The organism is Candidatus Magnetaquiglobus chichijimensis, assembly GCF_045865675.1.
GTDB classification, from domain to species: domain Bacteria; phylum Pseudomonadota; class Magnetococcia; order Magnetococcales; family Magnetaquicoccaceae; genus Magnetaquiglobus; species Magnetaquiglobus chichijimensis.
In genome coordinates this window covers 1,702,512-1,729,415 of the sequence record NZ_BAAFGK010000004.1, presented here as the reverse complement: position 1 = coordinate 1,729,415, position 26,904 = coordinate 1,702,512, and the positions used below count along the sequence as shown (strand labels likewise).

At 55.5% G+C, this 26,904-nt stretch carries 27 protein-coding genes and 1 pseudogene; 21 read left to right on the top strand and 7 right to left on the bottom strand.

Going from position 1 to position 26,904, the window contains the following annotated elements; all coding sequences use genetic code 11:
- Positions 1-124: 124 nt before the first annotated feature.
- The 7 genes from ACOY6C_RS11600 (at position 125) to ACOY6C_RS11570 (ending at position 5,987) form a co-directional block, all read left to right on the top strand.
- Positions 125-517: a helix-turn-helix domain-containing protein gene (locus tag ACOY6C_RS11600; protein WP_420905637.1), complete on the top strand. Its 393-nt coding sequence runs from the start codon at positions 125-127 to the stop codon at positions 515-517.
- Positions 514-1,194: an ImmA/IrrE family metallo-endopeptidase gene (locus ACOY6C_RS11595; RefSeq protein WP_420905636.1), complete on the top strand. Its 681-nt coding sequence runs from the start codon at positions 514-516 to the stop codon at positions 1,192-1,194. Before ACOY6C_RS11600 ends, ACOY6C_RS11595 begins: the two co-directional genes overlap by 4 nt.
- Positions 1,195-1,296: 102 nt before the next feature.
- The gene (locus tag ACOY6C_RS11590; protein ID WP_420905635.1) at positions 1,297-2,529 is read left to right on the top strand and encodes a hypothetical protein; all 1,233 of its coding nucleotides are present in this window, start codon (positions 1,297-1,299) and stop codon (positions 2,527-2,529) included.
- A complete protein-coding gene (locus ACOY6C_RS11585; protein WP_420905634.1) occupies positions 2,486-3,661 on the top strand; it encodes a hypothetical protein in 1,176 nt (391 codons plus the stop codon). The genes ACOY6C_RS11590 and ACOY6C_RS11585 overlap by 44 nt, the downstream gene beginning before the upstream one ends.
- A gap of 704 nt (positions 3,662-4,365) precedes the next feature.
- On the top strand, positions 4,366-4,911 hold the full coding sequence (locus ACOY6C_RS11580) for a sigma factor (protein ID WP_420905633.1): 546 nt from the start codon (positions 4,366-4,368) through the stop codon (positions 4,909-4,911).
- A 174-nt stretch (positions 4,912-5,085) separates the two neighbouring features.
- Positions 5,086-5,571, top strand: a complete 486-nt coding sequence (locus ACOY6C_RS11575) for a hypothetical protein (RefSeq protein ID WP_420905632.1) — start codon at positions 5,086-5,088, stop codon at positions 5,569-5,571.
- Positions 5,571-5,987, top strand: a complete 417-nt coding sequence (locus tag ACOY6C_RS11570; protein ID WP_420905631.1) for an ATP-binding protein — start codon at positions 5,571-5,573, stop codon at positions 5,985-5,987. The genes ACOY6C_RS11575 and ACOY6C_RS11570 overlap by 1 nt, the downstream gene beginning before the upstream one ends.
- Before the next feature lie 10 nt (positions 5,988-5,997).
- Here ACOY6C_RS11570 and ACOY6C_RS11565 read toward each other — a convergent pair whose 3' ends face one another.
- Complete coding sequence (locus tag ACOY6C_RS11565; protein ID WP_420905630.1) at positions 5,998-8,361, bottom strand: hypothetical protein; 2,364 nt, start codon at positions 8,359-8,361, stop codon at positions 5,998-6,000.
- 10 nt (positions 8,362-8,371) lie between these two features.
- On the bottom strand, positions 8,372-8,749 hold the full coding sequence (locus tag ACOY6C_RS11560; protein ID WP_420905629.1) for a hypothetical protein: 378 nt from the start codon (positions 8,747-8,749) through the stop codon (positions 8,372-8,374).
- Positions 8,750-8,881: 132 nt separating this feature from the next.
- Between ACOY6C_RS11560 and ACOY6C_RS11555 the strand changes: the two genes are divergently transcribed.
- The 5 genes and pseudogenes from ACOY6C_RS11555 (at position 8,882) to ACOY6C_RS11535 (ending at position 12,020) form a co-directional block, all read left to right on the top strand.
- Complete coding sequence (locus ACOY6C_RS11555; RefSeq protein WP_420905628.1) at positions 8,882-9,868, top strand: DEAD/DEAH box helicase; 987 nt, start codon at positions 8,882-8,884, stop codon at positions 9,866-9,868.
- On the top strand, positions 9,861-10,067 hold the full coding sequence (locus ACOY6C_RS11550) for a DUF6511 domain-containing protein (protein ID WP_420905627.1): 207 nt from the start codon (positions 9,861-9,863) through the stop codon (positions 10,065-10,067). The genes ACOY6C_RS11555 and ACOY6C_RS11550 overlap by 8 nt, the downstream gene beginning before the upstream one ends.
- Positions 10,068-10,083: 16 nt before the next feature.
- Positions 10,084-10,815 (top strand): ORF6N domain-containing protein, encoded by a 732-nt coding sequence (locus tag ACOY6C_RS11545; RefSeq protein WP_420905626.1) that lies wholly within the window; start codon positions 10,084-10,086, stop codon positions 10,813-10,815.
- 161 nt (positions 10,816-10,976) lie between these two features.
- Positions 10,977-11,312, top strand: a pseudogene (locus ACOY6C_RS11540) (bifunctional DNA primase/polymerase); the annotation flags it as partial.
- A 15-nt stretch (positions 11,313-11,327) separates the two neighbouring features.
- Positions 11,328-12,020, top strand: coding sequence for a PriCT-2 domain-containing protein (locus tag ACOY6C_RS11535; RefSeq protein ID WP_420906117.1), 693 nt, complete (start codon positions 11,328-11,330; stop codon positions 12,018-12,020).
- Between the two features lie 117 nt (positions 12,021-12,137).
- Here the strand turns inward: ACOY6C_RS11535 and ACOY6C_RS11530 are convergent, their stop codons facing one another.
- Entirely contained in the window at positions 12,138-12,536 is a 399-nt protein-coding gene (locus ACOY6C_RS11530; RefSeq protein WP_420905625.1) for a hypothetical protein, read from the bottom strand.
- Between the two features lie 16 nt (positions 12,537-12,552).
- On the opposite strand from ACOY6C_RS11530, the gene ACOY6C_RS11525 reads away from it, so the two are divergent.
- The 9 genes from ACOY6C_RS11525 (at position 12,553) to ACOY6C_RS11485 (ending at position 16,432) form a co-directional block, all read left to right on the top strand.
- Positions 12,553-13,143: a hypothetical protein gene (locus ACOY6C_RS11525; RefSeq protein ID WP_420905624.1), complete on the top strand. Its 591-nt coding sequence runs from the start codon at positions 12,553-12,555 to the stop codon at positions 13,141-13,143.
- A 440-nt stretch (positions 13,144-13,583) separates the two neighbouring features.
- Positions 13,584-14,012: a hypothetical protein gene (locus ACOY6C_RS11520; protein WP_420906116.1), complete on the top strand. Its 429-nt coding sequence runs from the start codon at positions 13,584-13,586 to the stop codon at positions 14,010-14,012.
- The gene (locus ACOY6C_RS11515; RefSeq protein ID WP_420905623.1) at positions 14,009-14,227 is read left to right on the top strand and encodes a hypothetical protein; all 219 of its coding nucleotides are present in this window, start codon (positions 14,009-14,011) and stop codon (positions 14,225-14,227) included. The genes ACOY6C_RS11520 and ACOY6C_RS11515 overlap by 4 nt, the downstream gene beginning before the upstream one ends.
- Positions 14,220-14,621 (top strand): DUF6362 family protein, encoded by a 402-nt coding sequence (locus ACOY6C_RS11510; RefSeq protein ID WP_420905622.1) that lies wholly within the window; start codon positions 14,220-14,222, stop codon positions 14,619-14,621. The genes ACOY6C_RS11515 and ACOY6C_RS11510 overlap by 8 nt, the downstream gene beginning before the upstream one ends.
- A 161-nt stretch (positions 14,622-14,782) precedes the next feature.
- A complete protein-coding gene (locus tag ACOY6C_RS11505) occupies positions 14,783-15,250 on the top strand; it encodes a hypothetical protein (protein WP_420905621.1) in 468 nt (155 codons plus the stop codon).
- Position 15,251: 1 nt separating this feature from the next.
- Complete coding sequence (locus tag ACOY6C_RS11500; RefSeq protein WP_420905620.1) at positions 15,252-15,389, top strand: hypothetical protein; 138 nt, start codon at positions 15,252-15,254, stop codon at positions 15,387-15,389.
- A gap of 45 nt (positions 15,390-15,434) precedes the next feature.
- Positions 15,435-15,617 carry a hypothetical protein gene (locus ACOY6C_RS11495; RefSeq protein WP_420905619.1) on the top strand — a complete coding sequence of 61 codons (183 nt, stop codon included), beginning with the start codon at positions 15,435-15,437 and terminating at the stop codon, positions 15,615-15,617.
- Positions 15,618-15,625: 8 nt separating this feature from the next.
- Positions 15,626-15,826 (top strand): hypothetical protein, encoded by a 201-nt coding sequence (locus ACOY6C_RS11490; protein ID WP_420905618.1) that lies wholly within the window; start codon positions 15,626-15,628, stop codon positions 15,824-15,826.
- 57 nt (positions 15,827-15,883) lie between these two features.
- Complete coding sequence (locus ACOY6C_RS11485; protein ID WP_420905617.1) at positions 15,884-16,432, top strand: hypothetical protein; 549 nt, start codon at positions 15,884-15,886, stop codon at positions 16,430-16,432.
- A 115-nt stretch (positions 16,433-16,547) separates the two neighbouring features.
- On the opposite strand, the gene ACOY6C_RS11480 is transcribed toward ACOY6C_RS11485, so the two are convergent.
- The 4 genes from ACOY6C_RS11480 to ACOY6C_RS11465 form a co-directional block, all read right to left on the bottom strand.
- Positions 16,548-17,420, bottom strand: a complete 873-nt coding sequence (locus ACOY6C_RS11480; RefSeq protein ID WP_420905616.1) for a DUF3489 domain-containing protein — start codon at positions 17,418-17,420, stop codon at positions 16,548-16,550.
- 829 nt (positions 17,421-18,249) lie between these two features.
- On the bottom strand, positions 18,250-22,866 hold the full coding sequence (locus ACOY6C_RS11475) for an SUMF1/EgtB/PvdO family nonheme iron enzyme (RefSeq protein WP_420905615.1): 4,617 nt from the start codon (positions 22,864-22,866) through the stop codon (positions 18,250-18,252).
- A 61-nt stretch (positions 22,867-22,927) separates the two neighbouring features.
- The gene (locus tag ACOY6C_RS11470) at positions 22,928-23,923 is read right to left on the bottom strand and encodes an AAA family ATPase (protein ID WP_420905614.1); all 996 of its coding nucleotides are present in this window, start codon (positions 23,921-23,923) and stop codon (positions 22,928-22,930) included.
- Positions 23,920-26,619 carry a phosphorylase family protein gene (locus ACOY6C_RS11465; protein ID WP_420905613.1) on the bottom strand — a complete coding sequence of 900 codons (2,700 nt, stop codon included), beginning with the start codon at positions 26,617-26,619 and terminating at the stop codon, positions 23,920-23,922. Before ACOY6C_RS11465 ends, ACOY6C_RS11470 begins: the two co-directional genes overlap by 4 nt.
- Positions 26,620-26,904: the final 285 nt, after the last annotated feature.

Below are 26,904 nucleotides of genomic sequence, written 5' to 3'. Positions count from 1 at the left end.
CCCGTTTCCAGATACATACCGACGATTTCTGAAAAGTGTCCCAAAAAAAGTTGGACAAGCGGGAAAATGATCGTTTATAATATATTAAACTTTCAGTGACCACCCGCGAAAAGGTTCATGTCCCATGGCAGGCAATCCAGCGTTTGGCAAACGAATCAGAGATCTTCGGGAGGCCAAAAAGGCATCAGACCCGAGTTTCTCGCTGCGCCAATTCGCCCAGGCGGTAGGCATCAGCGCCACCTTCGTCAGCAAGATCGAAAACGGCGAATTCGACCCTCCGGCAGTCGACAAGATCAAACGCATGGCCGTTCTTCTGGAAATCGATCCAGATGAATTGCTGGCTTTGGCTGGCAAGGTGGATCCGGAATTGCCGGAGATCATCCGTGAGCAACCCAAGGCCATGGCTGATTTCTTGCGCACGGCGCGCGATCTGAATCTTGGATCGAACGAAATCACCGCCCTGACGCGTCTGATTCGGGAATACGGCGCAAAAAAGCCTCCGGAGGAACCAGCATGAGTTTCCGGCCTATGCAGAAAGAAGAGATCGAAGCAGCATCGCGTCACCTGCTGCTTGGTCACTACCGACAATTCGGACCTTCCGGCTTCCTGCCGATTCCGGTCGAGGAGATCCTGGAGTCCCACCTGGGATTGACGTTGGAGTTCGATGATCTTCGCAGGCGTTTGGGAATGGACGACGTGCCTGGAGCGACATGGGTGAATGATCGCCGCGTGGTGATCGATCTCTCCCTGGATCCCACCGTCGACCCTCGAAAGGAGGGGCGTTATCGTTTCACGCTGGCACACGAGTTGGGACACTGGGAGTTGCACCGGCACGATTTCGAGAATGGAGTCGCCCGACGCGGCGCCTTTCGGCAGATGATCCCGCCTTCCATCGTCTGCCGTACCAGCACAAGCAAGGATCCCATGGAGTGGCAGGCGGATCTCTTTGCCAGCTATCTGTTGATGCCAACCAAGATGCTCTTCGATGTATGGTCATCCATCTTCGACACCTCCGACGCCTATGATGCGGAGGACGAAATGGCGGAACTTCTCTCCCGGCAGAACGGACAGAGTGGCGGCGGTCGTCCTGTCGTCTCCGTTGCCAAAGAGATGGCCAGGGCATTCCATGTGTCCGGTCAGGCCATGCAGATCCGCCTGTTGGATGTCGGATTGATCAGACTGAGCGCGAATTGAAACGATCGGGACTTCTTGTTGAGCCCTGAGTTTTTTTGACTGATTCGTTTAAGGTTGATTTTACGATCTTGTCCACTCACATCGGGTTCAAGGGGAGAAAGCATGTCGAATATTGCGGAAACCCTGGCGCGGGTCAACGCGCCGCCTCCGGAATTTTGGGAAAACGATTTGGAAATGGGATTGGGGTTGCTGCTTCCATCCATTGAACGGGATGAAACCCGCAACGAGTGGATCGGTCAGTTGAACGGTCGCCAGATGGAAATGGTCTGTGCCGCTTTGGATCTTCCGGTGGAAAATCGTGTTCGGGAACGCCGGGAAACGTTGCGCGGGGTCAACGGACAGTTGGTGCCCTTTTGGCTGGTGGATCGGTTCGCGCACATGAAGTCTCGTGTGGCGGTGGTGGATTTTGCCCGCAAAAGACTGCCTCCGACCCTGGTCAACGACTGCCGGATCAACGACGAGGATCACGACACCAAGGCGTTGCTGTTTGCGCTCTACGGCAACAACCCCACCGATTTGCGGAAGGTGTTTCACCTGGAAAAGATCCAGAAGACTGGCTTTGCTCGCTTGGCTCTGACCACCCCGGTCAAACAACCGGAAACGACGTTTGCGGAGTTCCTGACCCCGGATCGCATCCGGTCTTTGTTGACGTTGTTCGACCATGACAAAAATGATCAGCGGTTGAGCGAATTCCGGGATATCGTGGTCGATGACGGGCGGCCATTGCTGTTCATTCGTCGCGCGGAGCGTCCCGGCCTGATTGTGAAGACCGTCGGTGTTGAGCATGGCTTCCAGCCGGAATGGATCATTCTCGACTTTTCCCAAAATGCCCGTCGGGTACGAATCTCCTCTGCCAGTCCCACCGTTCCATTGGAGATCGCCAATTGTCTGGCTGGCGCCTATTTTGGCACCGCCTGCGAATATGCCAACGAATACGAGGAGGTCCATGGCGCACAGCTTCGCAGACTGCTGAAATTGCTTGCGACAGGTCAGGCAGATGCGCTGGAATTCGTTGAAATCACTCTGAAGGCATCACCGCTGGATGGAGCCAGCAAACTGGTGCTGTCGGACGACCGTTCAATCCGTCAGGCCGTAAACCATTTTTCCCAGGCGATTGGCGACATCCTGACCGAAATTGCCAACATCAGAGGAATCAAGGTGCTGTATCGGGGTAAACGGGTGGGACTGGTTTTCGATGCCGCGTCGGATGATCGTTTCGTGGTGCGCTATACCGATCAGCGGTTGAACACCAAAGAACGCGCCTCGTTCGAACAATTGATGAGGGATGACCATGGCATCACGATCCTCTCCACCGAAAAACGCTCCCGGCGTTGATGCGCTCGTTCTGGAGCGACTGTTGCGGGATGGGTGGCGCTTCGATGCGCCGAGCGAAACGGTCCTGAAGTCTGCCGAACGGCTGGAACGTCTTGGGCTGGTGACAGTCAGTCGCCAGGAATATGTGGTCTGTGCCGATTCGGAGGATGATGATTTCCCGCCGATGGATCGCGATTGTTCGGGTCGGATTCTTCTGCGGGACGGCCTGGATGAGGGTGGAGATGAATTCCGCTGCCCGGAGTGCGAGCGGCCTGTTTATCCGTTTATCTACAACAAACGCCGACACCAGGAGTTGCGCAGCCGGGTGAATCAGGAAGGCGTCACAGCCCTGATTCAAAGCGAATTGGAGGGCATCGGCAATCTCAGGTTGATCGCCCCCGGGGTCTATCGGGTGGAGATCGATACCGGGGAGGTTCTGGTCTGCATTGTGGAGTTGTGCCGGGATCCCCGTTTTCTCTCCCGCGAACACGCACGGATGCGCCCGACCATTTTTGTGGCCATCGACTCCCGCAATCTGCAGGAGCGATTTTTGCCAGAACCGTGGTTGATCCGGGTGAGCGTGGCGGATCTGGTGGCCGGAATTGTGGACCTTCGCGACCTGTTGGAGGAATCGCTGGATCAGGGGGTACCGTCTGCCCTGATCAACGCTTCCGTTCCTGTTTACGACAAGGTGGTACCGGCCATGGTTATCGAGGCACCGGTTGCCACAACGCGCCGACCGTTCATGGTGGAGTTCACGCCGGAACGCCTGACGATCGAAAACATCGTCGTGGCAACGGTCCGGGCAGACATGCGACTCCAGGCCTTTGGCATTCTTTGGAAGCGGTTTCTCGAGGATCTGTCCAACGGGCAGCCTCCGGATGACTTTCGGGTGATCAGTTTGTCAGATCTGGCGAACCTCATTGATGATGGCAGCCGGGAAGAGGCCATGGACGAGTTGAACGTCCGCCGTGCCATCAACCGGCTCCAGCAGGAACTTATGGATGGCATTCGGAAAGAACTGGGCTTGCCGATTGGTCGCGAAGATGTCATTCAGAATCTGCGTGCCGATGACGGCAGGCGTCGCAGACGTAGCGGCTACCGCATCAATCCCCATACGGTCCTGCCCAGGGCCGCCTCATCCCCGGCATGATCTGCCATCGCATCCGTTCTGATTGAGCCACGGCCCTGTTTTGTCAGGGCCGTTTTTTTTCGTAACCTGCCGAAGTCATACCACCTTCCTATTTTACGCCAACTGTCTCGATCCTGCCCCGACTGTCTCGATTCCGCCCCAACTGTCTCGATCCTACCACGACTGTCTCTATTCCGACGCTGCTGTCTCTATTTCGCACCGACTGTCTCTATTCCTCCCCAACTGTCTCTATTCCGACTCTGCTGTCTCTATTCCACGCCGACTGTCTCGATCTTGCGCCGACTGTCTCGATTCCGCCCCAACTGTCTCGATCCTGCCCCGACTGTCTCGATTTCGAGCCGAGTGTCTCTATTCCACGCCGACTGTCTCGATCTTGCGCTGACTGTCTCGATTCCGCCCCAATTGTCTCTATTTCGCGCCATATGTCTCGATTCTGGCTCAGGTGTCTCAGCATGTCCGTATCTCTGCTGCGGCATCCGGAGCGGCTTTTCCGCGAGAATCCGGGGAGGATCCGTCATGCCCATTTTTGGGCCAACTGTCTCTTTTTTTTCCAACTGTCTCGAATTCGATTCTGACCCCAGATTTCATGCGGTCTCCAGAAGCCCATCTGTCTCACTCATTTTTGAACTGTCCTCAAAATCGCACCCAGGATCCGCGACAATCTCCCCCGTGCTCAGCGATCACCTTCCAGACGGGGAAAGCCCATGAACTCAGGCAACAGCTACCACGGCATCGACACCAACGCGATCCGTGTCATCCGTTTCAAGGCCAGACAACTCTCCCGTCTGCCCGGCTTCTCCAGTTCGGAAATCGAGGATCTGGAGCAAGAGATGGTCATCGATGTATTGCGCCGTATGCCGAATTTCGACCCAGAGCGCGCCGGTCTGCCAACCTTCATAAGCCGGATCATCGGACACTGCGCCGCCACCCTGGTGACAAGGAACAGAGTAGACAGCCTGGAGGGCAAGATGACGCGGTTCTCCCTGGATGAACTGGAGACTGGCATCGCCTCGGAAATGACGGGAACGCACTCCGGAATGGACCACATCCATCTGGCGATCGATATCGGTCGTCTTCTTTGCCGTCTTCCCAACGAGCATCGCCGAATCTGTCAGTTGCTTGTGTTGTTGGACAAACCTGCCATTCCGCAGCGACTGGGCATGGGGCGCACCACCTTCTATCGACGCCTTGGCGAAATTCGCAGTCACTTCCGGGAAGCGGGAATGCAAAACGCTCTGGCCGCCGCATGAGAAAGCTTCAGAAAAAGGTTCGATCATAACAACCGGGGCTTGGGGACAATACAACACCCTTTCGGGGAATACCCCCACCGCAACTCCTTGGGCGGCGCCACCCCCGGCTTTTTCATTCGACAGTAGCGAGATTTCAAGGATCGGCAAAAACACAAATAAGGAGAACACATCACGATGAACAGCACCCTTTCCATTCACGATCTGCCGGAACAACCCGCAGCCCATGTTGCTGCCCTGGGGGTCGAGCTGCTGGCCGACCTGCTGGAGCAGGCCGAAGCCCACATGGATCGCGCCAAGGCGATCAAGGCCAGCCTGGACGAGGCCATCGCCCACCGCTACGGCGATCACGCTGCTCTGGTTCGCAACCAGAACAACAAGCCCACCGGCATCGTCCGATTCGACGACGGTCCGTTCGTCGTCATCACCGATTTGCCCAAAAAGCCGGAGTGGGACCAGGAAAAACTGGCCGAACTGGTCGGGAAGATCCGGGAGTCCGGAGAAGACCCGGCGGATTACGTCGAGATCGCCTATCGGGTGCCGGAGAGCCGTTATACCGCCTGGCCAACCTTCATAAAGAAGTTCTTCGAGGCCGCCCGCACCCTCAAGGTGGGCAAAGCCACCTTCAAGCTTGAGCGGTCCACGGGCCGGGGAGGTCGCTGATGGCCATTTCTCTCGCATCCCTCAACCGGCAGCAAGTGCTTCTGCCGCCGCGAATTCTGGTCTACGGCGTGGCCGGAGTCGGCAAAAGCACGCTTGCGGCCTGTTCGCCCAAGCCGGTTTTCATTCTGACCGAGGATGGCCTGGGACTGTTGCAGGTCACCAGTTTCCCTATTTCCCGCACCTTCGTCGAGGTGCTGGAGGCCCTCGACAGCCTGCTCGTCGAACAGCACGACTTCGAATCCGTGGTCATGGACTCGGTGGATTGGCTGGAACCTCTGATCTGGGCCGAAGTGTGCCGGATCAACCGGGTCAACAGCATCGAGGACATGGGTTATGGCAAAGCTACGTCGCCGCCTTGGATCTCTGGAGGCTCTATCTGGATTTTTTCTCGAATCTCGGGGCATACTATCGCCTGATTGACAACCATCACTCCACAGAGAGTTCCGATTTTAAAAACTCTGCCACTTTCTCATAAAATTCCTGCGCTTTGGGCAGATCACCGGCATCACGATACGCCACAATCAGGTTGACCGCCCCCTTGGCTTGCGACTCTCTTAGAGACGCCTCGTCTGGGTGGACAATGGTCAGGGCAGCGATATCCTCGTACAACCTCTGTGCCTGGGCCAACTCTCTAGCATTGCCATAAAGGGTGCACAGATTGTACGCTCCCTTAGCTTGCCAATCCCTTAGAGCTTCCTCGACTGAATGAGCAATGGCCAGGGCTGAAATAGCCTCGTATAGCCCAAGCGCCTGGGTCAGTTCTCCGGCATTGCCATAAGCAATAATCAGATTGACCGCCCCCTGGGCTTGCAACTCCCGTAAAGGCGCTTCACATGGGTGGGCCATGACCAAGGCAACGATGTCCTCGTAAAGATTCAGCGCCTGGGACAGCTTTCCGGTATTACCATAAACGATGCTCAGATTGACCGCTCCCTGGGCTTGCAACTCCCGTAAAATCGCCTCGCTTGTGTGTACGGTGGCAAGTTCATGGAGGGTCTCGTACATTATTTGCGCCTGGGTTAGGTCTGCGACATTGCCATAATAGGTACTGAGATTATACGCACCCTTTGCTTGTTCAGCCCTGATCTGTGGTTCTTCGGGGTAGGTGGCGGCCAGAAATACGAGTGCTTCATACAGTTCCCGTGCCTGGATCAGCTTTCCCTCTTCGCAATAAACGATGCTCAGCTTATACATACCCTTGGCGTGCCACTCCCTTACAGTGGCGTCATCTGGGTAGGCGGTGGCCAGGGCTACAAGATTATCATAAGTTCTTTTTGCTAATTGAATTTCTTCAGTTTTAGAGTAAGAAGCGATAAGATTTGAATAGCCCATAGCTTGAGCTTCCCTTAACGGAGCATCATCGGGGTAAGCCATGGCCAATTCGGCCAGTTGGTTCAACAGGTTTTGGGCGTTGCGGATTTCTATTCCAGCAAAAGCAGTGATATTGACCACGGTTTGCGCCCAAAAGAATCGTGTCAGTTGATTCTGCATCGGAGGCAAGACCATCAGAGACCACAACGCCGCATGCCCAGGATAATCCTGGGCACATCTGGAGAGGGTCTCATAAACTTTCACAGGATTGATCTGCCAACTATCTTGGAGTATCTCAATGCGCAAGGCGCGAGTGTTATCCAGTCGCGGGCTGGCATGGGTAGGGCATAATCCTTCCAGGATAAACAGCTCTCCCAACAGATCCGGTTCCAGGGGGGAGAGTCGGGGCTGATCCAGGGTCAGCGCAGTGCCGGTCACGTGTAAAACTCGTTCGCCCCAGGGCGGCGTATGGACCTGGTTGGCGCTATCGAGCCGGACCATAACCGTTTCCGGAAGATCCTCGCGATCAGTATCGATCCCACCGCACAAGGTCGCTAGGTACAGCAAGGGCAGGTCTCTCTCCTCCAACACACTGCTTTCGCGCCAACGCTCCTTTTCCCGATCCAGAATATGACGGATTAGTTCGTCCTTGTTCCAGGAGAGAGCCTCTTTTTCACCCTTTTGCAAGGCATCGGCCAGAAATATGGCATACAACGGGCGTCCACCAACATCCATGCGTTCCAGAATCGTTCGCAGATGCGCGTCGGCAATCCGTTTGCCACCCGGCCATTGGCGGATCACCGCGATCATGTGCTCCAAAGATAATGGCCCAAGTCGTAAACTCTCCTGTCGATGACGGCTGCGGACGATGCAATCCATCCGGAAACCCTGGCCCAGAAGCGGTTTGAACCAGTCCGCCTCTTCCCCTTCGCGTTCCAGCAACAACAGACGTACCTTCCCTTGGCCAGAAACGCGGCCTGTCAACTGTTGCACCAACTCGCCAACCTCTTCCGGCTTGCCCAGAATATAATCAGCGATCAATATTACCGGTTTGGATGGCCAATGCGTTGGAGGAGATCTCAAAAAACGGCCATTCTCCACCCATGTCTGATCGCGTCCGAGAAAACCCGCTTCCCACCCCATTGCTCGTCGTGCCAGAACCACATCCAGGGCCAGGCGGCTTTTGCCCACTCCGCCAGGTCCTACGGCCAGCCACCAGAGAAACGGCTCAGGACGATCGAGAAACACTCGCAGCTGTTCCCATTCATGTTCACGCCCCAGCAAGCTGGTCTGACGAGCTGTATAGCGAAAACGCAGGATGCTCGTGGCCAGATCCGCTTGGGTAGATTCACTGCCAGCATCCACGGGCAAGGGTTGCAATAACAGACCACGCGGGGTGATGCCCACGTAATTGATCTGTTTATTGATGAGCGTGGGATGCTCCGCTGACTTGACTTCGATTTTGTTCTTCCTGCTCATGGCCAGTTATTCAGCGGTGGTTGTGCTGCTCGTTGATGAACGTGCTGTTCTTGGCGTTCTTTACCTTGGTGCATTTCTCGTTATGGACCTGCTTGATCGTGACGCCACCTTGATCCCGTGGCAGATTGGCCAGGTTCGTGGCCAAACGAATCGCCTCGGTGTCACGATCCAACCCGCTGGCAATCACCGCATCATGCAAAAGTTGCAGGCGTTTCTCCGAAGGTCTCTCTTCGACCCTTTCCAAAGCTGTCACGACGGTATGCGTGTCGCCGAGTTTTTGTTTGAACCAGGATTTCAACTCGGCATAGCTATCTGAAATCACAAGGCCACCCATTTTCTCCGCAACAAAGGGAATCGCGGCACTGATTGCGGTCGTGATCAGATCCATGAGCTTGGTCTCCAAAAATGAGCAAAAGAGATTAATTGGATGATAAATACATTATCAATGTTAGAACACTTCTATCACGAAAGAAACCAGATATATATCTCCCCCCTGATCAGTAAACGCACCGACACGCAGTTGGATGTTTCCGGCGTCGGCACCCGGGGAGGAGAGTTCATCCCCGGCCAGTTGGAGGCGGCGGTGGATAAGGATCCCTTCACACGCGCGGCAGTGACGGAGATCGTCGCCCATGGACAGGATCGCCGCTCCTGGCTGCTCTTCTGCTCAGGCGTGGCCCACGCCCGCCATGTACAGGAGGCGGTGCAGGCCCATGGCATCTCCTGCGCGACCATCTTTGGCGACACCCCCAAGGCAGAACGGGATGAGATCGTGGCGGCTTTCAAGCGCGGCGAGATCCGCGCTCTGGCCTCCATGGGGGTGCTCACCACCGGCTTCAACGCCCCGGCGGTAGACCTGATCGCCATGCTGCGGCCCACCAAGTCCACCGGCCTCTACGTCCAGATCGCCGGGCGGGGCATGCGTCTGGCTCCGGGCAAGAGCGACTGCCTGGTGTTGGATTTTGCGGGCAATGTGCAGCGGCATGGTCCCATCGACAAGGTCAAGCCCAGACAGCCCGGTACCGGCGATGGCGAGGCTCCGGTCAAGCCCTGCCCGGATTGTCGGACCATCAACCATGCAGCGGTACGCCACTGCACCCAGTGCGGCCATGAGTTCCCGCCACAGGAGAGCGACAAGCTGGAGGCCACGGCCACCACTCGCACCATTTTGACCAACGGCAAGGTGGAGTGGGTCAAAGTCTATGACATCGCCTATCAGCGACACCAGAAGGAGGGCAAGCCGATCTCCCTGCGCGTTGAATATCTTTGCGGCTTCAATTGGCACCGGGAATGGGTCTGTCTGGAACACACTGGTTATGCACGTCAGAAGGCGGTTTCCTGGTGGCTGCGCCGGGCGCCGGAAGGATTGCGGGTGCCGGACAGCGTTGCGGAGGCGATTCCACTGTTGGATCTCCTGAGCATTCCGACCGAGATCGCCATTCGCCGGGGCGATCGCTTCGTGGAGGTGGTGGGTGCGCGTTTCGATGCGGAGGTGAGCCATGGTTGATCCGACCGAACGCGAACTGGCGGCCATGCGCGCCTCTGCTCCCGTGGCCGGGGAGTACATCGAATCCTTAAGCAAAACCGACCTGACCCTCTTCACCGTGGAGGAGTTCCTCACCCTGATCCAGGTGATCGTCGGAGGATATCTCAAGGCCAAGGCGCAATTCGATCACGACAATTCCTGGGACGATGTCCCGTTTTGAATGAGGAGCAAACAAGATGCATGCAATCACTGAAAATACCCTGCCATCGATCACCATCGGCGAAGCCACCGTTCCGGTCATTGAGTACCGGGGCAGACGTGTCGTCACCTTCGCCATGGTGGATCAGGTCCATCAACGCCCGGAGGGAACGGCATCCAGAAACTTCCGCGCCAATCGTGAGCGATTCATGGAGGGAGAGGACTTCCATCTCATTGATTTTTCTAAAAGCGACGAAATTCGTTCTTTTGGAATCGATGTCCCTCCGCGCGGACTCACTTTGCTCACCCAGTCCGGCTACCTGATGTTGGTGAAATCTTTCACCGACGATCTGGCCTGGCAAGTCCAGCGGGAGTTGGTGAACCGCTATTTCCAGACGGTGCCGACCTCTGCCGCCCACCAGGTTTACCTCATGGCCAAGGCGGTGTGGGAGCAGGAGTTGCGACTTCATCATCTTGAGCAGTCCAGCACCGACCAGCAACGGCAGATCGATGCCCTTGCCCGACGCCAGGACGACCTCGATGGCGACACCGGATACTTGACCGCCTTGGCTTTCTGCCGCCGGGAGCATGTTGCAGCGCCTCTGGCACTGGCACAGAGGCTCGGTCAGAGAGCGACGGAAATGTGCCGTGATCTCAACATTCGCACCGGCAGGGTGCCAGACGAACGATGGGGTGCGGTGAACAGCTATCCCATCGAGGTGTTGAAGGAATGCCTCGCCACCCTGAACCGCAGCGCGACTGCGGCCTGATCGGGAGTATATGACCATGGACGAGAATTTCATGACCCAATACGGTGACCGCCTGATGGCAGGCGGCTTTCCCTTTCTGCCGATCATGCCCGGCGAGAAGTTCCCCGGGCGGTACGAACGGGGCAAATGGATGCCCTACCGGGGGGTGGACGAAACACGCATCCCGCGCCACCACCACGCACGAATTGGCCATCTGGAAGCAGTGGCCAGACGCCGGAATCGGTATTCCTTGTGGTATTGTTGCCGGCGTGGATATCGATATTTTCGATGATACAACTCTTTCTGAACAGATCCAGAAGCTGGCCTTCGCGGTGCTCGGAGAAACACCGGCCATCCGCATCGGCAGACACCCCAAACGGATGCTGGTCTACCGAACGTCCACCCCGTTCAAGGGAATCAAGGCGCATCCTCTGGAGGTGCTCTGCCAGGGTCAGCAGTTCGTCGCCTATGCTATCCATCCCGGCACCGGGCAGCCCTACGAATGGCCGGCCCGGTCGCTGGCAGATCTGACGATGGCGGACCTTCCGGTCATCACTGAGGCGCAGGCGCATGCTTTCATCGAGCAGGCCCTGGCCCTGTTGCCGGAAGATCTGCGTCCCGTCCGTCTGGATCATGCCCAGCCGAGCATGTCCGAGCAGACGACGGAAGCTGTCCCGTTGCAGTCGATCCGTGATCTGCGCGGCACCCCCGAGGCGATCCAGGATGCCTTGCGCTACATCGTCAACGCCGATCTGCCCTACGACGACTGGATACGGGTCGGCATGGCCATCAAGGGTGCGCTGGGCGAGTCCGGTGCGCGACTGTTTGCCGATTGGTCGGCTACGTCCGCCAAGAATGTCCCGGCGGCCACGGAGCGCGCCTGGGCGAGCTTTCACCCGACGGTGATCGGCGCCGGCACCATCTACCACCTGGCGCAGAAGCATGGCTGGCGACCGGATGCTGTCATCACCCTGAACCCAGCCAACCGCCCCACCGATTCTCATCCGGCGGCGGAACTGCTGCGCAAGATGCAACAACTGCCCACACTTGATGTAGTTACGCAGCGTGAAAAGCTGCCGTTTCTGGATGGGCCAGCCTGGAATGTGACCGACATCGATGGCGTGATGGGGCTGTTGGTGAGCTACATGATGGCCACCGCCACCCGTCCGCAACCCATCCTCGCCATCGGTAACGCCCTGTGCGCCTTGGGTGCCATCATGGGCTAGCGCTATCGCACGGAGAGCAATCTGCGGTCGAACCTTTACGTCATCGGCATCGCTGACAGTGGTGCCGGCAAAAATCACAGCCGGGAGATCATTACCGACCTGTTCATCAAGGCTGGTTTACACAAGTTCCTGGGCGGCAACCGCATCGCTTCGGGAACAGGTCTGCTTCGTGCGGTCTTCGACCATCCGGCCATCCTGTTCCAACAGGATGAGTTCGGCATGTTCCTGCAGGCCGCCGCCGACCGCAGACGCAGCCCCAAGCACATCACCGATATTCTCGACACAATGACCGAATTGTATTCTTCGGCATCCACAACCTTCCTTGGTCCTGAATATGCTATCAGGGATAAAGACGGGCGCAAGGATATTTGCCAGCCCTGCCTGTGCATGTACGGCACCACAACGCCGGTGTTGTTCTGGTCGGCTTTGAAAAGCGCCAATGTCGCAGACGGCTCCATGGCCCGGTTTCTCATCCTGAAAACGCAGGAGGATTATCCGGACGAGGTGGCTGGCCATACCATCCATCCATGCATTGCCGGACGAACTGGTTCAGTCGGTCCTGACCATTACCCAGGGCGGCACCATGGGCGCCGGCAATCTGCAGGGCATCACGTCGCGCCCCACAACGCCCGTGACGCCCATGATCGTGCCGATGGACGAGTCTGCCAAGCACCAATTCGACCAACTCGGTGATCAGGGCATGACCAAGTTGCGGGAGACCAAAGCCACCCAATGGTCGTCTATCCTGGCGCGGGTGTGGGAAAATGCCGCCAAGGTAGCCCTGATCCGGGGCGTGTCTGCTAACCCCTTTGCTCCTGTCATTCGCGGCAGCGATGCAACTTGGGCCATCGGTCTGGTGCGCTATGCGATCAACGGTCTGATCGTGGACGTAGAGCGATTTGTCGCCGACAACCAAACTGAACAAAATCACAAGCGCATGTTGGAGATCGTGCGCAAAGCAGGATGCAAGGGCATCACCATGGCAGATTTATCCCAAAAGGCCCGCTTTCTGGATTTGCGCCCCCGGAAGGAGGTTCTCCAGACACTGGTGGAGAGCGGACAGGTTCGGTGCGACACGAGACCCGGAAAAACCAGACCGATCACTATCTACCGAATCAATTAATGATAGCATGAGAAACCGTGCAGCGCATCCTGCACGGTTTCTCGATGCGCAACCACACGATAAATAAACAAATCTGAAAATATATGAATAAATTAACTCATAAAGATAAATATATATTAAGTATATATAATAATACTATATATAGATCTTTTATTATTCTCTTTATGGGTCCATTTTTTCATAAATCTGATTTAATTGTTATAAAACAATATTCTACACTATAAAATACCATGTGAATCACGTTTGCATGACTTCCAATGTCAATGATTGCAGAGCGACGGATCCGGGATCGGCCACCCTCTCCATCGCCCTCACCAATTCCACCATGAGGAGTGAGGACGATGACCGTTTTCCAGACCGCGCTGCAGAGCGTATCCAAACAACCCAAGCCGGAGGCATCCGGCGCAACCTCCATTCTTGCCCTGGACCTGGGAACCAAAATGGGCTGGGCCCTGAAGCAAGCGGACGGCACCATCACCAGCGGTACCGTGGAGTTCAAACCGGGCCGGTTCACTGGGGGCGGCATGTCCTTCGTCCGGTTCAAACGCTGGTTGTCAGAGGTGGTCCGTTTCGCCGGTCCCATTGGCAGCGTGTTCTTCGAGGAAGTTCGCGCTCACGTTGGAACCACTGCAGCACATATCTACGGCGGATTCCTGGCACACCTCACCACCTGGGCCGAGGAGGCGGAAATTCCCTACCAGGGCGTGCCGGTTGGCACCATCAAGCGTCATGCGACCGGCAAGGGAAACGCCAGCAAGGAGGAGGTGATCGAGGCGATGCGCAGGAAGGGGCATCACCCCGCAGACGACAACGCTGCCGATGCCCTGGCCATTCTGTACTGGGCACTGGACGATGAGGTGGCGAAATGATCGGCACACCTCGCTTACCTCGCTCCTGCCTCGCCCGACTCATCCCGGAGCGGATGGACGTGGAGTTGGAAAAACGCAAAGGCTGGCACACCCACGGCATCCTGGTGGTAGCCGAAAACGATCCCAGGCTGGGCTGGCCGGAACGGGAGATGATCCGGCATCTGGCGAGTAAGCTCTTCGGCAAACAGGCGGTCAAGGAGGTGGCACATGGCTGAGAAATGGACACCCAAGATGGTCGCCGAGCGCATGGCCGAAGCGGCCAACACTCTGCGGCGGCTCAAGGTGTCTGGCCTGAAGCCTGCCGGATACGGAACCTCCTGGCCGGATATCATCCACGAGTTCAGCGAGGCCTACGGGTACAATGACCTGGTGATCCGGCTTGGGCCTCCGACAGCGGATGCCATCACCCGTATGGACGAGAGCATGGAGTGGCTGCGGTGGCTGGAACCGGATCAGGTGCGCTTGGTGTGGCTCCATGCCGAAGATGTTCCCCGTAAGATCATCTCGGCGAAGATTGGGATAAGCCGGGCGGCTGTCTGGCGAGCTTGGGCAAGTGCTCTGACGGTCATTGCAACCTGCCTGAACCTGTCTCCCAGGAAAAATTGTTGAGCAAAATTGCTCAACAACATTCTGCGAGACAAATGAGACAGAATTTGACAAGATCCTCATCATGCTGGTGGAACGTGCGCTCAACGGCACATTCCATCCGCTCACCACCATCGACCCGCCCAGGGCATCCCTGCGGCGGGTTTTCTTTTTGGGAGACCATCATGGGGCTTGATCCGCACCAACTCCGCGATCTGATCATCCGACCCACCCTCCAACGTTTGGGCTATTGGACCGAGGCCGCCGAGGAACTGGTCCTGGGCACCGCCATCCAGGAGTCCGGTTTGCGCTTCGTTCGCCAACTCGGTTCCGGTCCGGCACGCGGCCTGTGGCAGATGGAGCCGGCCACGCACGATGACCTGTGGCTCAACTACCTGAACAGCCGTACCAAGATCGGCTTGAACGTACTGGGGCCGTATTCCAAACCGGACGCGGGCCGACTGGTCTGGGATCTCGGATACGCCTGCGCCATGTGCCGCGTTCACTACCTGCGCTGTCCCGGAGTGCTCCCTGCTGCCGGAGATCACGAGGGTCAGGCGGCGTACTGGAAACGGTGGTACAACACCGCACTCGGTGCTGGAACGATCGAACAGTACCTCGCCAACTGGCAGCGCGTCATGGGGAATGCATGACATGAGCGCCATTCCACTGCTGCAGACCATCCCGAAATTCTGCTCCCGATGCTGCCTCGCCTGGGGAGCGATCCTCTTCCACATCCTGGTGGTGATCCTCACCGCAACCACCGCCGTTTGCGCCATTGCTGTTTTGTGACCATCGGATGACATCAACCACCCAACACGCCAAAGGAGACAAGCCATGAACTTCCTCACCCAACGTCTTTTCGAGCCCTCCACCTGGGCATCGCTCGCGGCCTGCGCTGCCATCGTCACCGGTCATGATCCGGCTGCGACCGCCAATACCACCATGCAGGTGATCGGTGGCCTGGCCTCGCTGCTCGGCGTCTTCATGGCGGAAAATAATAACCGGCCAGCCTCCTGAGAACGACCATGGACACCATGCAAGACATCCTGCTGCGACTGGGTGAAATCAACGGCACCCTGGAGGCCATGGCCAAACGCCAGGAGGAGATGACCGAATGGCTGCACGGACTGGACTCCCGGCTGCGCGCCGTGGAGATCAAGGCGGCCCTCTGGGGCATCGCCGGTGGCGGCTGCGGCATGGCTGCGTTCCAATTCCTTTCCCGTTGAACCGGCATGTTGCAACTCCAGATTGATCCGCAGGCCGTAAAGAAAATCTGCGACGACATGGAAAAGCAGCTTCGGTTCGCAGCCGCCCTGGCCCTGACCAACACTGCCAAGGACGCCCAGGAGGAGGTTCGGAGACAGTTGCCGCAGCGGTTTACCATTCGCACCGGCTGGGTGGCCAAAGGCATCCACGTCCGGGCTGCGGACAAGAACACCCTGCAAACGTCAGTGAGGGTGTTGGACCCGTTCATGAGGATGCAAGAATTCGGCGGCGACAAGCAATCACCTTTCGGAGACTCCCTGGGCGTCCCGGTCGGCGCCCGACCCACCCCGACCTCGGTGACACGGCCCGGCAGTTTTCCAGGGGCGATGCTGCAACGGAAGGGATACTTCATCGCCCCGATCAAGCATGGATCACACGTCAAAGGGGTCTGGAAACGGACCGGCAGAGGACGGCGTGAACAGATGACGCTGATGTACGTTTTTTCCAAACAGGTCCGGCTCAAGCCCCGGTTCGGCTTTCGGGAGACAGTGCGCCGGATGGCGATGGAACAGTTTCCCCGGCGGTTTGCGGAGGCATTGCGTCAGGCGTTGGCATCGGCGCGGTGACTGGCGTTGGGTGCGCGTTGGGGCGTTTTGATTTGGTCTGTGGCAGGATTGATGGCAGACGATGGTATGACGGCCCTGGGGCGCAACCAGCGCCCCAGGGCGGCAGCAGGTTTGGTCAAGGATTGATGAAGTAGGTGGTAGTCGATCCGGGCGTCCCTTGTTTGTTCGGTCCGACCGTCTGGACGTGATTGGTGGCGATCTCCATCCCTTTTTTCTTGGTGGTGGAGATGAAGGCCCTGATGGTGTGACTCATCCACCCGGTCGCCTCGGCGATCTGGGCGAGCGTGGCCCCTTCGGGCCGCTGCATCAGGGCGATCACCTTGGCCTGTTTGGAATCGGTGCGTGGTTGGCGCGGCGCTCCGGGTTGGCGGCGGGTTTTGACCGGATTTTTGTGGCTCTGCACGCCTGCTTCGTAGGCAGCTTCCAGGGCGCTTCTGATGCCCCAGACCGACACGTTGTGGAAATCCAGGCCGCTGGAGTTCTGGGTTTCCAGGGTATCGACGAACATGTGGTCCAGGGCGATGCGTTCAAAGAGTTGATCCAAGGGGCTCCGCTCGGACCTCGTTTCGATCGCTTCCGCCTCACCGTCGTCGTCCGCCTCTGCGTCATCGTTCACCTCTGCATCGTCGTCCGCGTCATGCGCCTCCGCACCGTCGGCGCTGTCTTGGGCCTCCGCGCCGTCGCTGTCCTGGGCCTCCGGAGTGTCGTCGTCGATCTCGATCGCGGGCGGTTCGGTTGCAACCGGCTGGTCATTGGCGTCGGTGTTTTCAGCCTGCTCCATCCGCAACCCGAGGGCCAGGAACCCGGTCTCGGTGATGCGCCATGTCTCTGGACCGTCCTCTTCGATCAGATCCTTCTTGAGCAGGCTCTTGATCACCTTGCGCGCTGCCTCGCCCTTGAGGTTGCCGGGCAAGGGGTGGATCGAGCCGTTGAGGTGGTTGATGGCGGCTTCGAGGACGGTCCGTTGGGTGGTGGTCAGTTCGTTCATGGTGCGTGCTCCTGGATGGTGGTTGGTGTGTTCTTGATGGCCACCATTGAGCCATTGGAGTCGCTTGCTTATCAAGCACAATTTCAAACTATTATAATTTATTTCAATATTATTTATCATTGCATTGGCTGCTGTCTGATCCAGCAGGCTGGAGACAGGTTCGATGTCTTCGGTTGGTGACCGACAAGGAATCGGAAAACAAAAGATGAAATACCAGTCAAATTTGGCCAACAGGCCGCACAGGACGCGCCGTGTTGCGTCCTGCCGGATCGTCCATGCCACTCTGCTTCGCGGTTCCTTCCTGGCCTCTGAAGGCGCGGGGGCCGCGCGACCTCGGGAGTTCGCTAGCGTCTGACTTTTTTACAAGGTTGACGACGCGCCGGTTGACACCGTTCGGCCCGTCCGACAGGCCTTTTTCAACCTGAAAAAGCCCGTGTCACACGCCGTTTTCGATACGACCTGCAATGCACATGGTTGACAAATTTCGTCCAACTTTTTGATTTCAAAAGATTCATTGGTTGACAAATTGTTAACCAGCTCTTTTCGCCCGGTTGACAAAATTCATTCAACTATTTGATTTCAAAAGGTTCACTGGTTGACAAAATCGTCAGCCAACGCCTTGAACTGGTTGACAAAATCGTTGCAACCATTTGATCTGCAAAGATTCGTTTGTTGACAAATCCGGTTCGTATCCCAACAAAGACACCGCCATGGAACTGCAAATCGAGAACTGGCCACTAGACCGGTTGATTCCCAATGCATGGAACCCATGAATCAGTGACATGGGGGACTTGGTGTGGGTCGGAAAAAGAATAAAAAATGAATTCAGTCAATTGTCAGACGGCATGATGGCAACACGGAAGCCTAGGGAATTCATTTTATACCAAGTGTGACGACTAAACCGGCAGGCCGACCGCACCATATTAGGCAGGGCTCTCCATGCCGCGCCGCGAAGCATGCGTTTCTCCTCATGTTGTTGTTCTGACCATACTTCATTTTGATTTAACCACGCTTCGCCATTTGTTGGAGCTCCGTGGTATGAGCCATGGTTGTGATCCAGGCACCACTCCGACACATTTCCCAGCATATCATATAATCCCCAGTTGTTTGGTTTTTTCATTCGCACTTCGTGGGTTCCAGCTTTGGGGTTAGGGTATTGTTTTTCCTTTAAATCGGAAATATCTGCTCCTTCGCTCAGATTAAAATCCTTGCCACTGTTGCCGCCATACCAAGCTATGAGATCCAGGTCTGGGGCGTTATTTTCCCCACGAATTTCTAACTTTCCGGTATAAATCGCGGTCGTTGAATCTGCCCGGCAGGCATACTCCCATTGTGCTTCGCTGGGTAAGGTCAGAATTAAACCAGGCCTCATGAATTTAATTTTCTGTAAGAATGTTTGAACCTTTCCAAATGTGACCTGCTCCACAGGTCGTTTCGGCGATTTGAATTGGCTTGGGTTTGTGCCCATTACAACTTCCCATAACTCCTGGGTACATGGGGTATCCGCCAGCCAGAAGCCAGAATGAAGTGTCACCTCATGCTGTGGTCCTTCGTCAGAAAATCGTCCTGGTTCATCCTCTGGCGAGCCCATCATGAAACAACCAGGAGGGATCCAGCGCATGCGCTGGGTCACCTTTCCGATGGTGAACTCCGCAAAGACGCCGAAAGAGTCCTGTCCCCATCCTGATGCCCACCTAGGGGAAGAACCATCAATGAGCGGATGCCGTGTGCGGTCGATCATGATCGCCCCATAGGAGTCAGGCTCAAGAAGAACACATCGGAAGCCCAAGTTCTCACAACTATTTCCTGCGGAACTCCAATAGCGGGACGCTGAACGCACATATTCTGATGCGTCTTCCCAGGATCCCCCGCGAGCTGGGCAGCCTCGGATATTGTGACTTCCAGCATGTTTTCCCTCCCATGCCGAACCATCCGTCGGGGCTTCATCATAGGAATCATACCAAACATCTTGGCATGTCTCATGAACATTTCCTAACATATCATATAATCCCCAAGAGTTGGGCTCTTTTTGCTTCACGCGGTGTGTTCCGCTTCGCAAACCATCCATCCAGTGTTGGACTTCAGATTCGAACTCCCTGAGCCAATCATCTTCTTGCAACCAACTATCAGGATTCGGGCGTGGGTCATCAATATCCGAGGATTTCAAATCAAAATTTTGATCGCTGTTGGCTCTTAGCCAAGCAATGGCATCCAATGCTGCGGGATGGCTGTCTTCTATATAATTATTATCTTCAAAATAAATAGCCATGGAACTTCCAGCCCGGCACGCATACTCCCACTGTGCCTCGCTTGGCAGGACCAAGCCAAGACCAGACCGACGCTTTTCGATTTGTTTAAGGAATATCTTGATATCATTAAAGCTCACCCGTTCTACAGGTCTATCTGGCGATTTAAACTTACTGGGATTTCCTCCCATCACCTCCTGCCACAACGCTTGCGTGCAGGGCGTATCGAACATCCAGAAACCCTTTTGGAGAGTCACCTCGTGTTGCGGGCCCTCGTTCGCAGAGCGTCCCGCCTCATCCTTAGGCGAGCCCATCAAGAAACGTCCAGGTGGAATCCAGCGCATTTGCTGTCGGACACAGCCAATCTCGAACTCAGCCCACACCCCAAAACGATCGCGACCAATGGCATCGGCCCAGGTGGGTTTGACCATTTGGCCAAAGGTCAAGATTTCGCAATCGCTTTCGATTTGGAAATGGTTACCTTGGGGCAAAGGGATGCTCGCCTGGTCGGAGGATTGACGCAGGTCAATCGTTGCTACCCAATTTGTTGCTTTCCAAACGGACTCTTGCTTTTCCAAAGAGATGGGTTTGGTTGAAACGGGTTCGGCGTTCTCATATCCATCAGATAGGGTTCGCTGAACTCGGGCGCAACGGAAGCCGATGTCATTGACGTGAGCAGAAGGGTCGAACCAGCGACGGTAAGCCGACCGAATACTGCGCGCACGACACATCCATGAACCTCCGCGCAGCACTCGTTTGAATGAGATGGCTTCTTCGTCCCATGCCGTGCCATCCGTCGGAGCATCTTGATAATTTCCATGTCCCGTGTCCTGACACCACTCCCACACGTTGCCATGCATGTCAAAATGACCCCAGGAATTAGGGGGGAATGTGGCTACAGGTATGGTTTGCTCTTTCCATAGAGTAATATCACTGTTGATATCAATGCTATCCATTGGATGGTTGTCGTATGTATTTAAACCATAATATATATCAAGATCCTTGCTAATCGCATAGCCTGGTTTATAATTGCACATATCTATGGAAATAATCGAACCAACACTGAATGGCGATGTCGTACCAGCCCGGCACGCATACTCCCACTGCGATTCACTCGGCAATCCTAATTGAATACCAGGCAAAATCATCTCAATTTTTTTAATAAATTCCTGTACATCCTTGAAATTTACCTGTTCAACTGGCCGTTTCGGCGAATTGAAATGGCTTGGATTGTCCCCCATCACCGCCTGCCACATCTCCTGGGTACAAGCGGTATCGCACAACCAGAAGCCAGATCGAAACGTTACCTCGTGCTGTGGTCCTTCGTTATCATCCCGCTCAGGTTCAGACTCGGGCGAACCCATCATAAAGGATCCTGGAGGTGCCCAGCGCATGCGCTGACGCACATCGTTGACCACGAACTCCACCCACGCGCCATATGGATCCCACCCCCATGCATCAGCCCAGGAGGGCGGCGTACCGGATTTCCAGAAGGCGGGATTGCGGTTCGGCTGTAAGGATTGTTTCTCCACTTCCTGTATCTGCACCACACCATGATGGGTGTGCAGACTGCCATACAGAGCGTAGTCCGGAGCTGCCTTGCGGCTGATTTGGAGAGAGTCTCCGTGCTGTATCAGGAAAAGCGTACCCGGTGTCTCCGAAGTGCGCGGCAGAAGACGCAGATCTGCGCCAGGAGGTAACTGCAGAAGCTCCAGATTCCCGGCAAAGGCGATCTTCAACATGTGGCTCTGGGAGGCAAGCAGGGTTTGGTCCTGGTGACGATAGAGTGAAGGGGTGGCACGCGCATGGTTGCGACGCACCCATGCCTGCGCCGACTCCGAGGTTGCCACCTGCTTAACCAGTCCGGCGATGCGGCGGCGGGCAAGCGGCAATGCCCGCTCCCGCAACAGGGGAGGCAGTTGCTCGGGGTTTAAGCGCAACAGCTCCTCATCTCTTACCTCGGGGGGTAGATGGGCATGCCAGTGGCGAATCGTCTCGATCACCTGCGCGGACAATCCTGGATCGGTCCGCGAAAGAGATTCAAACGCGGCCAACAGCCGTTTTGACTCCTTTGGGTCCAGAGTGCCCGCGACCCTGGATCGGCCTATCATCGTCGGATGGCTCCAGACATCGGCCTCAACGCCGGCCTCCAGACCCAGCAGGATCCGAATCTCTCTTAACAATCCTGGTTCGATACGCACCGCCGGAGCAAGGCAGGTCAACAATCGTTCGACACACGCCTGACGCTCGTCCGAGCTCGGTGACACTGCATTCGTACTCCTGTCCAAGAACAGCAATGTCCAGGAAGGTAATAGTGCCGGTATCTGACGAGTGGCTGCAATCGGCAGCAGCGCCACGGGATGACACCCTTTGCTGCGCAGATTTCGTCCCATCCGCTCCCAGGTAGCCCCTTCTGTGACCGGATCACTGGACAATGCCCCCATATCCCCCAGCACTGCCACCAACGTTCCTGTCGGCGGATAACGATAGCGCGAGTAGTACTCCTCCGAGCGATCATCGACCAGCATCGGTTCATCTCGCCCATCCCGTAACAAAGCCCACGACACCTGTTGTTCGGTAAAGTGGGAAGCAAGTCGCAAAGCCGCATCGTCCAGATCGTCCTGATAGGGGATCAACCGTTCGGCACGATCCAGAATCAATTGGATCCCGTGCCCCCAGCGCCGGCGTTGCCGCATGGGCAGGCGCTTCAGGGGATGGCCTCGGACCAGGCGACGTACTGTCCGTTCCACATCCAACTCCTGGCCCGCCTCGTTGTGGGTGAAGAGGGTGCGCATGCGCGTGGCCAGTTTGCTCCATTCCCACAGCCTCGGCGCCTGGGGTTGTTGCGTGGCGGGATCTAAAAACTCTTCCTCCTCCATGACGGTAACTTCGTGCGATGTTGGTGCAGGTTTCTCGAGGGATGGCAAGGCCTTATATTCCACCAGACGCCACAACCAGAATGGTGGCAGATCCAAGACTCGATAGGGTGTGGATTCAGAGTGAGTCGACTCCAAAGGCTCTTCGATCAGCACTGGTACGGGTGGGAAGAAAGAAACGGTCTCCTTGCGCGGTTCGGCAATAAATCCGAGCAGCTTGGCCATGGATGTCAACGCCTCGTGTCCACCCGAGGCATAGGCGACGGCCAGATCGCCATGACCACAACACCCTCTGAACGGGATGATGGAAGAGAGGGGCTTCATGCTGTCAACCTGACCTGCCAGTACTGGGGTCGGATAGATTGCGGATATGAGCAGGTGGGGTTCATACCGATTCTAACCGGACCCGGTTCTTGTTCAGAGTGAAACCTGCGAGGATGTTCAACATCTCGTCTCGCTTCTTTTCCGATGAGGTCAGATTGAGAACGGCGCGGAGCAAATCGAGATACTCTGCCTGGCCGGGGAGTGGGGAGATGTGTTTTTCGCGCGCTTTAAAGCGTTCGGTGTAAAGGAGACTCGCTGCCTTGCGTAGGAAGTCGGGGCTTGTCCTGGGGAAATGGGCATGGCCACGCTCGACCAGAAAGTCCAGGAGTTGCTCCTTTGTTTCAGGCAGCTCAAGGTAAAGCACTAGACAGCGACGCAGGAAAGGGTCTGGCAAAGTGCGTTCTTCATTGGTGGTGATGATCACCAGAGGCAGGTTGCCGGTCATCCGCACCGCATTCCCGATCCCTTTTGGGGTGAAGCACCGATTGCTCAGCACCTCCAAAAGGCCATTGGGCACTTCGGATTCGGCTTTATCAATTTCGTCGAGCAGCAATACCGCGCCGTTTTGCCATACCCCTCCGTCAAGCTGCTCGGGTTCGGTCAGCGTGCCGGTATGTTTGGACTGCTCCAGGGCACTCTGCCAATTGAATGTCCACCACATGGGACCTGGATGCACAAACCGGTTTACACGCAATTCTTCCCGAATGGCATCCGGTTCCTGACGCAACACCCCCGCAAGTTGTGCCTCGGCCAGACGGTGCACCGCATCATATTGCCATAACAAATCCCTGGATTCGGTGTGCGAGTCGACCACATGCCGCACAAAGGCCCGCTTCAGCAGTTTGGCCGCCGCCCTCGCCATTTGACTTTTGCCCGTGCCCGGTTCCCCGCGTACCAACAAGGGCCTCCCCGAGGCGATCGCAGCGTTGATGGCATGAATCTCCTCCACCCCCAACAAATGGGCTTGGTCGTCGATCCGATCCTGGTTTGTGGACAGGGTAACTTTGACCCAAGGTTTGCCATCCTTGGGCAGCTCGATTCTTTGGTAGGTATTCATGTGCTCCCCGGTACAAGCAGTGGACGAATCTCCGTGAACAGTTTTTGATCGCGCAGATAAACTTCTTCATTCGTGCTCAGGCTTACAATAGCAACAGATGGGAACTCTCTGGCAAACCATGCGATATGCTCATCATAAATCCTGGCATCGACTGCATTTTCTGGGCGGTCGTCGCAAATAAAATAGATGCGTGGCTTGGAGTCTTTAAATTCTTGCTCAATTTCGAAGTTTACAGCAATTCTCTTCTTGCGGTCTGACATTCTTTTTGGTGTGTGAGGGGGACGGAACTCTTTCAGCAGATCAGCGAGCACATTTTCTTTCCATGTGTCCGTGGTTCCTCCTTCCGGGGGAATTGAAATTTTACGTGCATTTTTGCCTCGGGGATATTTATCGATCACGGCCCAGTCTACCTCACGGCGGTCCAGGCCGGCCATGATCAATTCCGCAAATGAATCATTCCCCACCGGTAATACCAACACGCTACCCAACACCGACACGCGCCCCCATGCCAGCTGCACACCTTCTCCATTTGCATTTTCTACAACAAAGATCCACGGGATCAACAGGCGGCTAATGCGTTCGATGATGCGCACCGACTCCTCTTCTTTGGATGCTGACAACTGCTCGTGCGACTGCTTCAATAACTCTTTGCCATCCATGAAATTCATTTCAACCAGCCTGTCGGACCACTCCTGGGCGCGTTTTCTGGAAGCAAACGAAATCTCTTTGCGCAGATTTTTTTTCTCAGCCACGATCGTGTCGAGCATTTCTATGACTTTGGCATTCAATAACCCGGCAATCTTTTCTTTCAACGCATCCATAAGTTCTTCTGTGTCTCGTTGATACACGACTTCTTCAGTTGGTCTCGTGGTTGACGAGGCTTGTGGGCGCGACTCCTCTTCAGGATTGGATGAGGCTCTGGATGTTGATGAATCATCAGGGGGGATATTGGTATGGATCGTTCCGGACCCCAGTGGTAATCCTGTATTTGGTGCTGATTGATCCGGACAGAATACTCCTGATTGAATCAGACTGCGCGTGAAGGATGCGGCAGTATGGCATGCGTAGATTGTCCAGCTTTCATTGCGCGCCAGACCTACAATATCACTGATGCCACGAATGGCTAAAAATGGTTTATGGGATGCATGACAGACGACGTATATGCCGGCGCTTTCCATCTCCACGGCGGCTATGCCCCGGATGATTTTGCGCCAACTTCTGAGCAATTCCGGATCCTTGATCAAACGGTCGCTGGCGGCGATAGACTCGATTTTAAAGATCGGTCGAAGATGCAATCTCTTGGAAAGTGTATTTAGACCTGACAGAATCGTACGGTTCAGATCAGAATCTTCCGTAGTAAATTCCCGCTTTATTTCTGGTCTTCTACAATGAATGGCGTTTTGAGTGTTCCATGGTGGTTTGAATGGAATACGAGCGTGCAGAATCTGTAGGATTTGATTGATTGCCGGATGGAGAGGTCCCCCGGATGCATTGAATCTTCGGTTTTCTGGGTTGGTTCCCGTATCCTCCAGTGTCAAATCATGAATATGGTTGGATACGATCACGTCTCCAAGACTGAAATCCTCTCCTGGAATGCCTCCAGCAATCCCCACAACCAGAATGAAATCTGGAGAGAGATCCTGGATCATTTGATTGGCTGTTTGACTTGCATGGCTATTGCCCGGCACTAGGGCTCTAGTAACGGCGACGCGGCAGACGCCATGGAGAGTCTCGATATCACCCCACAAATAGATATTTTTGAACGGTTTGGAGTCTCTGTCGATATTTAACTTGTCAAGAACCGCAGTGAACTCCTCTGGTTTGATCGTAATAATTCCTATATGGAAGCGGTCGGTGTTTGGTGTGGTTGTAACCGCAGATGGGTTGGGAGGAGATTTGCGATGAGCTGGAGCACGGATCGATTCAGGTTGAGCAAAAGGTGGTGGATCCGGCAGTGTTTGGACCGGAACGATGTGCGGAACAGTATGGGACAGTGGTGGCAGGTCGGGCATTGCGCGTGCCTGCGCGACCTTTGGTTCGGGTTGAGGTGGAGAGGGTAAATCCGGTAAAGCGGCCTCCTGGACCTCCTTGCGCACCACATCAAGGTCTGACTGGACGTATCCCATTAATCGTTTGTCGTCTTTGATGACAAATTCCACGCGCGTCCAAGGCAACGCTTCCGGAATTCTTAATCCCTCGGTCATTCGCTCCGGGTGGTTCAGCCAGATGTCATAGAACAGGGCGGATACCACCAGAATCAAGGTTTTCCCGGATTGTTTCTTTAAAAGTGATTTCAACCAAGCATGATCAACCAGTCGCGCTGCTTCGATAAAGGCGTCGCTATTGAGTTGATCTCCCGCTACTGTTTCCACATCACCAAAGGTGAGTCCAACCCGCAGTCGCAAGGGATAGTCCTTGTGTGTGTCGTTATGAAGCTTGAGGGCCTTTTCGAGGTCCAGGGCAAAGCGCATAGCCACCGGTGCGGAAAAAGCGCTCAATGGAAGATAATAGCCATCCCCGGTGCCATGACGCTGCATCACTTTCCAGGGATTGGCAAAACCCACAAATCGCCTGGAGCAGTCCGTGATAATTTTCTCTAATCTAACAATGGCTTCGCGTCGATGTGTGTGCGTGGGAAGACGTGAGAACCCTTCCATATCGATCAGCACGATGGGGTGGTGTTTTGTATCTGTCATTAGCAAAGATGCTCTTCTTGAGGTTTGTGATATATATCTATAACTATAAAAATTTTGAAGCAATATGCTTCCGGCTTGTCGTTTATGCGGATTCGGATGACGACTGTGAGTGAGAAATTATCATACTTTATATTAATCGATTGGTCCAGGAATGCACAACCATTTCGCCATTAAGAGCGACACGCCTGTCAGGTGTCTGGATTTTTTTGCTTAAAAGAACCAGAGAGCTATAAGCATCTCTTTGAATTATCTTGAAGATATAAAAGATTTCTGAAGACAATACAG